8 protein-coding genes and 1 tRNA gene are annotated in these 12,708 nt (G+C 55.7%); 6 read left to right on the forward strand and 3 right to left on the reverse strand.

The window, feature by feature from the left end; genetic code table 11:
- Window positions 1-37 precede the first annotated feature (37 nt).
- The 6 genes from dnaK (at window position 38) to B2W96_RS02870 (ending at window position 5,907) form a co-directional block, all read left to right on the forward strand.
- Window positions 38-1,888, forward strand: coding sequence for a molecular chaperone DnaK (gene dnaK / locus B2W96_RS02845; protein WP_293008361.1), 1,851 nt, complete (start codon window positions 38-40; stop codon window positions 1,886-1,888).
- A gap of 159 nt (window positions 1,889-2,047) precedes the next feature.
- The gene (dnaJ, locus tag B2W96_RS02850) at window positions 2,048-3,181 is read left to right on the forward strand and encodes a molecular chaperone DnaJ (protein ID WP_293008363.1); all 1,134 of its coding nucleotides are present in this window, start codon (window positions 2,048-2,050) and stop codon (window positions 3,179-3,181) included.
- Window positions 3,182-3,189: 8 nt separating this feature from the next.
- Window positions 3,190-3,999 carry a histidinol-phosphatase HisJ family protein gene (locus B2W96_RS02855; protein WP_293008365.1) on the forward strand — a complete coding sequence of 270 codons (810 nt, stop codon included), beginning with the start codon at window positions 3,190-3,192 and terminating at the stop codon, window positions 3,997-3,999.
- 147 nt (window positions 4,000-4,146) lie between these two features.
- Window positions 4,147-4,584, forward strand: coding sequence for a ribose 5-phosphate isomerase B (gene rpiB / locus B2W96_RS02860; RefSeq protein ID WP_293008367.1), 438 nt, complete (start codon window positions 4,147-4,149; stop codon window positions 4,582-4,584).
- Window positions 4,585-4,609: 25 nt separating this feature from the next.
- Window positions 4,610-5,677: a putative glycoside hydrolase gene (locus B2W96_RS02865; RefSeq protein ID WP_293008369.1), complete on the forward strand. Its 1,068-nt coding sequence runs from the start codon at window positions 4,610-4,612 to the stop codon at window positions 5,675-5,677.
- Window positions 5,678-5,820: 143 nt separating this feature from the next.
- Window positions 5,821-5,907, forward strand: a tRNA-Leu gene (locus tag B2W96_RS02870).
- 814 nt (window positions 5,908-6,721) lie between these two features.
- Here the strand turns inward: B2W96_RS02870 and B2W96_RS02875 are convergent.
- The 3 genes from B2W96_RS02875 to B2W96_RS02885 all read right to left on the reverse strand — a co-directional run.
- Window positions 6,722-8,989, reverse strand: a complete 2,268-nt coding sequence (locus B2W96_RS02875; RefSeq protein WP_293008371.1) for a hypothetical protein — start codon at window positions 8,987-8,989, stop codon at window positions 6,722-6,724.
- A gap of 842 nt (window positions 8,990-9,831) precedes the next feature.
- Window positions 9,832-11,967 (reverse strand): methyl-accepting chemotaxis protein, encoded by a 2,136-nt coding sequence (locus B2W96_RS02880; protein ID WP_293008373.1) that lies wholly within the window; start codon window positions 11,965-11,967, stop codon window positions 9,832-9,834.
- Between the two features lie 263 nt (window positions 11,968-12,230).
- A partial coding sequence (locus tag B2W96_RS02885) for a site-specific integrase (protein ID WP_293008375.1) occupies window positions 12,231-12,708 on the reverse strand: 478 nt, incomplete at its 5' end.

The following is a 12,708-nucleotide window of genomic DNA, read 5'->3' on the forward strand; positions in this document are numbered from 1 at the left end:
TGTAATTTTTTATGTTTCGATATAGGAGGAATTCATTATGTCTAAAGTAATCGGAATCGATTTGGGTACCACCAACTCTTGCGTGGCGGTGATGGAGGGCGGCGAGGCCATCGTCATTGCCAATGCCGAGGGCAACCGCACTACCCCGTCCGTGGTGGCGTTTTCCAAGACCGGTGAGCGTATGGTGGGTCAGGTGGCAAAGCGTCAGGCCATCACCAACCCGGACCGCACCATCTCTTCCATCAAGCGGGAGATGGGCACCGACCACAAGGTCACCATTGACGGAAAGGCCTACACTCCTCAGGAAATCAGTGCCATGATTCTGCAAAAGCTGAAGGCCGACGCGGAGGCGTATCTCGGGAGCCCTGTCACCGAGGCGGTCATCACCGTTCCCGCCTACTTCACCGACGCCCAGCGTCAGGCCACAAAGGATGCGGGTAAGATCGCGGGCCTTGAGGTCAAGCGTATTATCAACGAGCCCACCGCCGCTGCGCTGGCCTACGGCGCGGACAAGGAGCACTCCCAGAAAATCATGGTGTACGATCTGGGCGGCGGCACCTTCGACGTGTCCATCCTGGAAATTGACGACGGCGTGATCGAGGTGCTGGCCACCGCCGGCAACAATCGGCTGGGCGGCGACGACTTTGACGAGTGCGTCATGAAGTATCTGGTAAGCGAGTTCAAGCGGAGCGACGGCGTGGACCTCTCTGGTGACAAGGTGGCCATGCAGCGGCTGAAGGAAGCCGCCGAAAAGGCCAAGGTGGAGCTTTCCGGCGTCACCAGCTCCAACATCAATCTCCCCTATATCACCGCCGACGCAAACGGCCCCAAGCATCTGGACGTGACCCTCACCCGGGCCAAGTTCAACGAGCTGACCAGCCATCTGGTGGACGCCACCATGGGTCCCGTGCGGCAGGCCATGTCTGACGCGGGCCTGAAGCCCTCCGAGCTGAACAAGGTTTTGCTAGTGGGCGGCTCCAGCCGGATTCCCGCCGTGCAGGATGCTGTAAAGAGCTTTACCGGAAGCGATCCCTTCAAGGGCATCAACCCCGACGAGTGCGTGGCCATGGGCGCGGCGCTTCAGGCGGGCGTTCTTACCGGCGACGTGAAGGGTTTGCTGCTGTTGGACGTGACGCCCCTGTCCCTCGGCATCGAGACGATGGGCGGCGTGTTCACCAAGCTGATCGACCGCAATACCACCATCCCCGTGAAGAAAAGCCAGGTGTTCTCCACCGCAGCCGACAACCAGACCTCCGTGGAGGTCAATGTGCTTCAGGGCGAGCGCGAGATGGCAGCCGCCAACAAGTCCCTCGGCCGCTTCCATTTGGACGGCATCGCCCCTGCCCGCCGTGGCGTGCCTCAGATTGAGGTCACGTTTGACATCGACGCCAACGGCATCGTCAACGTCTCCGCTAAGGATTTGGGCACCGGCAAGGAGCAGCATATCACCATCACCTCCTCCACCAACATGAGCAAGGACGACATTGAGCGGGCGGTGAAGGAAGCAGAGCAGTTTGCATCTCAGGACGCGAAGCTGAAAGAGGAAGTGGAAACCCGCAATCAGGCCGACCAGATGGTTTACCAGTCTGAGAAGACCCTGAACGAAATGGGCGATAAGATTCCTGCCGACGACAAGGCCAAGGTGCAGTCCGGCATCGACAAGCTGAAGGAGGTCCTCAAGGGAACCGACAGCGCCGCCATCAAGGCCGCTACCGAAGAGCTGACGCAGGCATTTTACGCCGTGAGCGAAAAGCTCTATCAGCAGGCAGGCCCCCAGCAGGGCGAGCAGCCCGGCGCGGGTCCCGACGCGGGCGGACAGCAGGGTCAGTACTACGACGCGGACTATAAGGTCGTGGATGAAGAGGACAAAAAGGACGGCAATCAGTAACAAGTGAATGGTATGCGGAGCGGCCATAGCGGCGGCTCCGCATACCCCGTATAGCCCGACCCAAGGCGTCGTGCCGAGGGCGCGGGACGGAGAGGAGGAACAAGGAAGCGGACCCTGTGCGCCACAGTGGCGGAGAGGATTCGCGGACTTAGGCACTATATGGCAGATCAAAAACGTGATTATTACGAGGTTCTGGGTGTTGCCCGGGATGCGTCCGAGGACGCGATTAAAAAGGCATACCGGAAGCTTGCCAAGGAGAACCATCCCGATTTGAACCCCGGAGACAAGGCGGCGGAAACCCGGTTCAAAGAAGTCAACGAGGCTTATGAGGTTTTGTCCGACGCTGATAAAAAGAGCCGCTATGACCAATACGGCCACGCCGGCGTGGACCCCAATTTTGGCGGGGGCTACGGCGGTGCGGGCGGCTTTGACTTCAACGATCTGGGGGATATTTTTGGCAGCTTTTTTGGCGGTGGCTTTGGCGGGCAACAGCGTCGGGCCAACCCCAACGCGCCTCAGCGGGGCGAGAGTATCCGTCAGGCTGTGTCCGTGTCCTTTGAGGAAGCGGCCTTTGGCTGCGACAAGTCGGTGACGGTGGAGCGGTACGAAACCTGCGACACCTGCAAGGGCAACGGCTGCGAGCCGGGGACTACCCCGGAGATCTGCCCCGACTGCCATGGCAGCGGCACGGTGCAGACCCGCAAGCAGACGCCTTTGGGCGTGTTTGCATCCACGGGCCCTTGCCCCCGCTGCGGCGGAAAGGGCCGCATTATCCATCAGCCCTGCAAGGAGTGCTACGGAACCGGCATGCTTCGCAGCCGCCACACCATTGAGGTGAAGGTTCCCGCCGGAATTGATGACGGCCAGACCATGTCCATCCGCGGGCAGGGCCACGCGGGCAAAAACGGCGGCCCCGCCGGGGACCTGTTGATCACCATCACGGTGAAGCCCCACGAGCTGTTCCGCCGGGAGGGCAACAGCGTGCTGTGCGAAGCGCCCGTCACCTTTGCACAGGCGGTAATGGGAGCGGAACTGGAGATTCCCACCATCGACGGGAAGGTGAAATATACCCTGCCCGAGGGCACCCAGACCGGCACCACCTTCCGCCTGCGGGGCAAAGGGATTCCCCTGCTGAACGGTCGGGGCCGGGGCGATCAGTATGTCACCGTTTACATCGAAACTCCCAAAAACCTGAACAAAGCCCAGAAAGAGGCCCTTGTAAAGTTTGCCGAGTCCATGGGCGACAGCAATGACGAGGACCGCAAGAAGTTTTTTAAGAAATACAAAAAGTGAGGCGTTCCATGTATCTGGCGGATTACCACACCCATTCCCGCGTCTCCCCCGACAGCACCGCGCCTATGCTGGAAATGGCCGCCGCCGCTGCGACAGCGGGGCTGGATGAAATTTGCTTCACCGACCACTTTGAGCCGGTGAAGCCTCGTACGGTCATTCCGTTGGAGGAATTTGACTGGGGTGCGCTGACGAAGGAATATGAAGAAGCCGCCGCCAAATGGTCCGGTCCGGTGAAGCTGCGGCTGGGTTTGGAGTTGGGAGACACGCAGGTGGACGAGGCCCGGACGGAGCGGCTGCTTGCGGGTATGCCGGAGTTGGATTTTATTATCGGCTCCGTCCATATGCTCTCTGAGCGGTTTGGGCTTCAGGATATCGGGTGGATGCAGGAGCCGGACGAGAAAACCTGCTATGCCGAGGTTGAGGATTATCTCGAAAATCTTCTGAAAATGGCCCGGTGGGGAAAATTCACCGTGCTGGGCCACATGACGCTGCCCCTACGGTATATGAACGATTACCGGGGCTTTCACATCAGTCTGGACGGCTATGGCGTAGAGCTGGAGGAAATTCTGCGGACGCTGATTCAGGGCGGTCAGGGCATTGAGGTGAACACCACCCGGGGCAGTCGCTTTCTTCCCGATGCACAATGGCTGAGGCTGTACCGCCGCCTTGGGGGCGAACTGATTACGCTGGGCAGCGACGCCCACCGCCCCACAGATGTGGGCAAAGGAATCCGGGAGGGGCAGGCTTTGCTGCGGGAGTGCGGCTTTACCCGCTTTTGTACCTTTGAAAAGCAGCGGCCCGTCTGGCACGTCCTGTAAGGGATGTCTTGCAAATTTCTCCAATTGCGTGTAAGATGAACAAAAGGTGCATTGCACCCTCCGGCGGACCGGGGCGCGGGACGCGGCGTTTGCCGCGCCGGGGCCCGAGCGTCATGCCGTCAAACCAATGAATGCGAGGAAGTTTTTATGAAAATCGCACTGGGCGCCGACCACGGCGGATTTGAGCTGAAAGAAAAAATCAAACAGCAGTTGGAGAAGGACGGATACGAGTGTCACGACTTTGGGTGCTTTTCCACAGAGAGTTGCGACTATCCCGTGTTCGGCGAGGCGGCGGCCCGGGCCGTGGCCTCCGGTGAATGCGAGCAGGGCATTGTCATCTGCACCACCGGCATCGGCATCTCCATCGCCGCCAATAAGGTGAAGGGGATTCGCTGCGCCCACTGTGCGGACACGATGCAGGCCCGGCTCTGCCGCCAGCACAACAACGCCAATATGTTGGCCATGGGTGCGGGCTTTACAGGGCCGATGCTGGCGCTGGAAATGGTAAAGGTCTTTTTGACTACCGACTTCGAGGGTGGACGGCACGCCCGCCGCGTGGATCTGATGGACGCCATCGGGGACTGAGGAAAAACTTCGGAGGAGGAGCACTATGGCCGGACCGAGAGGATACAGCACCTACCATGGAAAGGGCCCCAAGTGGAAAATCTTGCTGGCAGTTTTGCTGGTGCTGGTGATTTTGGGGGCCGTGGCGGTGATTCGGCTGCAAAAATACGTGGTCTATGACGATTCTGACCGCCCAAGGCTGGATCTGCCGCAGTTTTCTAAAGACCAGCCGGAGGGCTCCGGCAGCACATCGGCGGATGAACCCGGCGATGCAAGCTTTACCATTGAGGAGCCGGAGCAGAAAAGCATTCAAGCCGCCGCGCTTCCGGTGGGCCCGCTGACCGACTGGAAAGCCGCTTGGGCCGCAGTTTCTCCCGGCGGGGCGTATAACGCCGCGGTATACACCGTGAAGGATACGGACGGTTTGGTTTATATTGATTCTCAGGCCGCGCCGCCGTCGGCGGTGAAGACCGTGGAAGGCTCCGCTGCGGCGCTGGGAGATATGCTGAAGGACGAGGGCGTTTATGCCGTTGCCAAAATTGCCTGCTTCCGGGATTCTGTTGCCTCCAGTGCGGATCTTGCAGGCAGGGCGCTGAAAAACACCGGCGGCTATGTTTTTTACGATGGGAATAACGACCGATGGCTGGATCCTTCTAAGGAGGGAGCGCGGCAATATCTCGTTGATTTGGCCACCGCCTGCGCGGCGGCGGGCTTTGACGAAATTCTCCTGACGGACGTGAGCTATCCTACCGCTGGAAAGCTGAACAAGATTGACTATGGCCCGGCGGCGGCTGGCCGGCCGGACAGTCTGCGTCAGGGAATTAGCGCGTTTCTGACCCAATTGAAATCGGCTTTGGCAGAGTACGATGTGAAGCTGTCTATTATGCTGCCGCCGGAGGCGGCTGATCCCGCCTCAATGCTTGCTGAGGTATCCGGCCAGTCTCTGGAGGACATTGCGCCTTTGATGGACCGGGTCTATGTCTCCGGGGATGGGATTGCTTTGGATTCCCTGCGGACGCGGCTTGCCGCCGTCAGCAAGGATACCGAGCTGGTGCAGGTGCTGGCCCAGCCGGGGACGACGAAGGATGGCGAGTCCTATTTGCTCGCACCGTAAACTGCAAACAAACACCGGGGGAACGACAGTTCGTTCCCCCGGCGTATTTCTGCGCGGCGGGTGCGCTTTGCAATCTTTCAAAAAAACGCGAAAATGCTCTTGAACGTTTCATGGTGTTGTGCTATAATACTCCCGTTACACCTGCCGGTGTGATGGAATTGGTAGACGTAGTGGACTCAAAATCCACCGCTGGCGACAGCGTGCCGGTTCGAGTCCGGCCACCGGCACCAAACGCATATAATCCGAACCCATCCCGACAGTTAATTGCTGTTGGGGATGGGTTCGGATTATTGCTTTATTTCAACTATGATTTCTTCCCTAACGGTAAGAAACGGCGCCCGGAATCAAAACCGAGAGGCCCACGAAAGAAGCCTAAAACTTCATAAAAAGGCTGGACATTATCGGTTTGCTTGATGATGTCCAGCCTTTTTTCCTCTAATCTTTGGCTTTCTCATCCTCATAAGGCTTAAGCAATATGAGATTATTTTCCGTATCGTCTGAGATATAGATTTCTTCTGTCCTTTGCTGTGTTGCTTGAAGGATACTGATAGCTTTTATTGTCTCTTAATAGTGTGATATACATTTCTTTATAGTCCGGCATGGTAAACACCTCACGCATAATTCTGTCTACGGAAATATAATCATTATAATTCTACTAGTGAAATTATGTCAAACCTGTATGGACATATAATTCTCTCAACAGAATTATATATTTGAGGTGTTGATTTTGAAACCACGAAAACATCCACTCGGCGAAATGAACGTCGTAGGCGCGAATATAACGAAAATACGTCTTGAAAAAGGGTTGAAGCAGAAGGAACTGCTTGCCAAACTCCAGTCCGAGGGCATGGAGATCACCGGTTCCTGCCTCTCTAAAATTGAGAGACAGAGAAAATGGTAACGGATAAAGACTTGCTGATTATAGCAAAAGCGCTCGGAGTTAAGCCGGAGGATTTGCTTTAACATTCCATGACAGCCGTATATAAATTGACAGTTTTGCGTTTCTGTTTCTCCTTTTCGCTTCAAGCATATACTGTAACAGCTTTAAGAGCGATAAGACATATTCTCGGTTTGATTTTTGACCGTATATGGAGCGGAACATAAGGAGTTACTATCATGATTGTCCATAAAAACGCAGAGTTCAGCACTTCTTGTCGATTGCCATACGATCCGTGCTGTTGCAGCAGTTACCTTATTGGCCCGACCGGCCCACAGGGCGTGCAAGGGCCTACCGGCCCCACGGGCGGCACCGGCGCACAGGGAATTCAAGGACCCACCGGCCCGACTGGTCAGACCGGTCCGCAGGGAATGCAGGGGTCCACCGGCTCTACGGGCCCCACGGGTCCGCAGGGAATACAGGGGGTCGACGGGCCCACCGGCGCACAGGGGATGCAAGGCCCGCAGGGTATTCAGGGTCCACAGGGCGTTCAGGGGCCTACCGGCCTTATCGGCGGCACAGGGCCGCAGGGAACACAAGGTCCCATCGGCCCCACTGGTCCCGAGGGTGCACAGGGAACACAAGGCCCCACTGGTCCCGTGGGTCCTCAGGGTATTCAAGGTTCCACAGGTGACACTGGCCCGGCAGGTACGCCGGGAATGCAAGGACCCACCGGTGACGCAGGCCCGCAGGGAGCGCAAGGGCCGGTTGGTCCCACCGGCTCCGGAGGTGCACCGGGAGCGCAAGGCCCCACCGGTCCCGTAGGTCCACAGGGAATTCAGGGGCCCGCTGGTGGCACCGGCCCGGCAGGATTGCAGGGTATTCAAGGCCCTGCCGGTCCCACAGGCTTGCAGGGTGTTCAGGGACCTGCTGGTGACACGGGCCCGGAAGGTGTGCAGGGTATCCAAGGCCCCACCGGTCCCGCAGGTCCACAGGGAATTCAGGGACCCACCGGTGGCACCGGCCCGGCAGGATTGCAGGGGATTCAAGGTCCCGTCGGACCCACAGGTTTGCAGGGTGTTCAGGGCCCCACCGGCCCGACAGGATCGCAGGGCATCCAAGGTCCCGTCGGACCCACGGGTTTGCAGGGTGTTCAGGGACCCATCGGTGGCACCGGCCCGGCAGGATTGCAGGGCATCCAAGGTCCCGTCGGACCCACGGGTTTGCAGGGTGTTCAAGGCCCCATCGGTGATATCGGCCCGGCAGGATTGCAGGGCATCCAAGGTCCCGTCGGACCCACGGGTTTGCAGGGTGTTCAGGGTCCCACCGGTGACACCGGCCCGGCAGGATCGCAGGGTATCCAAGGTCCCGTCGGACCCACAGGTTTGCAGGGTGTTCAGGGTCCCACCGGTGACACCGGCCCGGCAGGATCGCAGGGCATCCAAGGTCCCGTCGGACCCACGGGTTTGCAGGGTGTTCAGGGACCCATCGGTGATACCGGCCCGGCAGGATTGCAGGGCATCCAAGGTCCCGTCGGACCCACAGGTTTGCAGGGTGTTCAGGGCCCCATCGGTGACACCGGTCCGGAAGGTCCGCAGGGCATCCAAGGTCCCACCGGCCCCGCAGGTCCACAGGGAATTCAAGGCCCCACCGGGGGCATCGGCGCGGCAGGATTGCAGGGTGTTCAAGGTCCCGTTGGCCCCACAGGCTTGCAGGGTGTTCAAGGCCCCACCGGTGACACTGGCACGGAAGGTGTGCAGGGTATTCAAGGTCCCATCGGCCCTGCAGGTGCGCAGGGTGTTCAGGGTCCTACTGGTGACGTTGGCCCCGCAGGTCCGCAGGGCATGCAAGGACCTATTGGACCAACCGGAAATACCGGCCCACAAGGGATTCAAGGGGCTACCGGTCCGGCAGGTCCCGTGGGTTTGCAGGGAATTCAAGGCCGCGCCGGGGACATAGGCACACGGGGTACCCAAGGCGCTATCGGTCCTGCGGGTCCACAAGGTATTCAAGGCCCCACCGGGGATACAGGGGCACAGGGAGCGCAGGGCCCACAGGGCATTCAAGGGCCACAGGGAGTTCAAGGTCCGCAGGGGATTCAAGGCCCCATCGGCCCCACCGGGGATACAGGATCGCAGGGCATGCAAGGCCCCATCGGCAACACAGGTTCCACAGGTCCGCAGGGCATTCAGGGTCCTACCGGCAACACAGGCGCACAGGGAGTGCAAGGCCCCATCGGCAACACAGGTTCCACAGGTCCGCAGGGCATTCAGGGTCCTACCGGCAGCACAGGCGCACAGGGAGTGCAAGGCCCCACCGGCAACACAGGTTCCACAGGCGCACAGGGAATTCAAGGCCCCACCGGCAACACAGGACCCACAGGTGCACAGGGCATCCAAGGTCTCATCGGTCCCGCAGGTCAGCAGGGCATTCAAGGTCCCGTTGGCGCTACCGGCGGCACGGGTACACAGGGCATTCAGGGCCCCACCGGAGACACAGGAGCTACGGGAACCACGGGAGCTACGGGTCCAACCGGGCCTTCAAGTGGAAATAATACGTATATTGAAACTGGGACGCTGGGAACAATTAACGCCGGAATTTCTTATAATCAAGGCGGAGGAAACAACGAGGCCTTTGCCGCGCTGATATTTGACTGTGGCACGGATAAGGTCGTCACAGAGGTTGCAGCTTACATTACGCAAGTAGGTGCACGTACGGGCGTCTTCCAAATGGCGATTCTTATGCCTACAAGCAATAGTCAGGCGGAGGTAGTTGCAGTAACAAACACCGTCAATTCTATTTTCGGAGGGATTTTTGTAATCCCGCTTACTACATCGGTTACACTCAGGGCCAATATATCATACTATCTGGCGGTATATAATCAGGTCAACGCAGCAATCATCGGCGGATTTACTGCGGGTGCATCAATAGGGGGAGACGCGCCTCCAATCAATTTTAGAGTGCAAAACCTGTCCGGTTTCAGGGTCGGTCAGAGTATCAGCACCGGCGATACAAGTCAGCGTTTATCGCCTTGGCTGTATTCGTGTTAAGCTGGCCTTCAACCTTTTATCTCATCGGCAACATTTGTACGTCAGGGTTTTAGTTGTGGTGAGAGCGTAGACAGTCAATTGAATAGAAACGAGATAAAGCTATCGGCAGCAGAATTGCAACCGATAGCTTTATTTTGTATAAGACACAATCTCATTGGATGTACAGACAATCCTTATGCCAGCGTTTCCAACGTGGACATTTCTTTTTCAGAGAATCTCCGCTTGCTTTAATATTTTCCCGCCTTGTATGCAAGGCTCACGTAGTCATCATGCGCTTCTGCCGGCAACATTGCGACCTGTGTTTTTTCTTCAGCCAGATACGCAGAAAACTGCTGCGTATCAGTAAGCTTAAACTTACTAACCTCATGCTGCAAGGTCTGGGCCTGGGCTGCCAACTCCTCGCTGGAAGCGGAGCTTTCTTCCGCAGTGGCGGCATTTGTCTGTACCACTGCCGAAACCTGTGACAAGCCTTCGTTAATTTGTTCAATCGAAGCTGCCTGCTCGCTGGTGGCGGTTTCAATTTCGCGAATAGACTGCACAGCCAATTCCGCCTTTTCAGCAGCTTCTATCAAACGGTTTAATGTGTCCGCAGCCAGTTTTTCTCCTTCGGATACAGTTGTAACTGATTTTTCAATCAACGCAGCCGTTTGCTTGGCTGCTTCCGCAGATTTTGCCGCAAGGTTGCGCACTTCATCGGCTACCACAGCAAAACCCTTTCCGGCGCTTCCGGCGCGCGCTGCTTCCACAGCGGCATTCAGCGCAAGAATGTTGGTCTGGAAAGCAATATCCTCCACCAACTTGGTGATTTTGGAGATTTCCTGGGAAGTCGTACTGATTTCCTGTATGGAGGTGTTAAGCCGCTGCATGTGGTCGTTACTCTCTGTGATATTATTTTCCGCTTGTTCAACATACCTCACGGATTTCTGAACATTTGCAGTATTCAGTTCCGCTTGCTGGGTTACGCTTGCGATAGAAGCGTTTAACTCTTCAACGGTTGCCGCCTGTTCTGTGGCTCCGGCTGCAAGGGCCTGCGCTGCGGCAGATACCTGATCCGCACCAGAGTTGACTTCTTCTGAGGTTGTGTTAATCAACAGCAATGTACGATTGAGGTTTGAGGAAATCAATTCGATTGCTTGCCTGATGGCAACAAAGTCCCCGGCATATTCAAGATTCATCGTAATCCGCATATCTCCGCGTGACATCTGCCCCAGCTTTTCCGAAATGTCGCGGATGTAGCTTTGCAGGGAGGAGATGGTTAAGCGCATTGCATCGGCCAATACGCCCAACTCATCGCCGGACTGATAGGTAAGTTCAGTATCCAAATTTCCCCGGGACAATTCAGAAGCAATCTGCGACATGCTTGTCAGGGGCTTTGCAATTGCTTTTCGGATGTAAAGAGTAAGAACCGTGGCAACCAAAATCAAGAGGATCACCACGCCCAGAATTGAGAAAACAGTAGTAGTATTCAACGCGGCATTTATTTTCTCAATTGATACGCCTGTAAAGTAAATTCCGATAGCATTTCCGTCGCTGTCGATAATCGGGGAGTATACCGTAGCATAGGGCGACCCCAATATATCTGCATTTCCCTGATATTCAAGGCGGTCTTCCAGCACAGTCTTTGAAATCTTGGAATCCAGCTTTGTACCGATTGCACGCTGTCCATTTTGAATGACGGTGGTGTTGGCACGCTCGTCCCCAATAAAAATAGTAAATTCATTCCCCGTCATTTCCTTCATCCGATCAACAAAGGCGGGGTCCACCATAGAGTAGCCGGTTGATACGACGCCAATGGTCTTTCCCAATGCATTTTTAACAGGTGCGCCAGTTCGGATGCTTAATTTAATTTCATTACCCAGATCAACATGAGTGGTAATTTCTCCGTCGAGTGCCATGGAGATATTCTTCTGTGAGATAACAGAATCACCGGTTTGATCGCTGTGCGTACGTGCCATAACAATTCCCTGCGCATTTGATACAGTGACAAAATCCACGTCCAGCCCCATCGCAGTGCTTGCCTCTGCTGCTGCGAACTTTATGGCGGCTGCATCACCACTTTCCACTGCAAGAACCATGTTTTCGTAGCTGGCCATAGAGGTTGCTGCTCTTACAGAATCCTCCTGATAATCCTCCAAAACAGCTTGCATCGTATGGAGTGCAGCATTACTCCGCTCCTCATTGGCTTGCTCGATCAGCCGATAACTGCTGATTGACATGTAGGTAACGGTCAATGCACCTACAAGTAAAATTCCGCAGGTAGAAAACAGTGACAGTTTAAATCCGACTCTTTTGGTGAATGAAATTCCTCTGCTTTTTTGCAAATTGCTGTTCCCCGATTTCAGGGCCTTGGGTTTCATCTTCATGCAACCGAATCCTCACTTCTTATTTTGATTTACGTCCCCGTAATAGCAGCAATTTCAGACTGAGGAGTCTGAAATTCCATTTTGGGATTTGTCCATGTTTTGACTTCTTAAAAAATCTCCTTTAAGTTTCATTACAATTTTCTGAACCGCATGCTAGAATAAAATTTGCGTGTTTACTTTATAATATAATAATAGAGTGAAATAAACGGTTGCATTTGTCACAGTTTATTTGAAACCGTGCGTAAGACAGCTTTTCCCCTGAATTATAAGGCACTTTTGGCAGGAGTGACCAGAGAATTGACGGCACATTCCGCAATACACATGTGCACAATGTGCAGTTCATTAAACTTTTCAATGGCAATCTTTTTTTGCTCCATCAACGAGTGGGCGTAGATATTTAGAGTAATACCAACGCTGGAATGCCCCAATATCTCGCTGAGGGTTTTGATATCAACCCCAATTTCAAGGGCCCTTGTGGCAAAGGTATGGCGGATTGCATGGAATTTTCGATCCCGAATACCGGCGTCTTTCAAAACCCGCTTGTAAATGCGCTGATAAATACGAGGGTCAAAGGGGGCGGGGTTATCCGAGAGAATGTAGTTGTTTTCATTCATAGAATCCGGATCCCGCGCTCTTGCCAGCTCCAGCAAAAAGGCGGGCAAGGGAATTTTGCGTAAAGAAGCCTTGCTCTTGGGCGACCCCACATGGAGATATGTTTTTTCTCCGCTGCCTTTAAAATTT

The sequence above is a fragment of the Oscillibacter sp. UBA6647 genome, from assembly GCA_002455655.1.
Lineage (GTDB): Bacteria > Bacillota > Clostridia > Oscillospirales > Oscillospiraceae > Oscillibacter.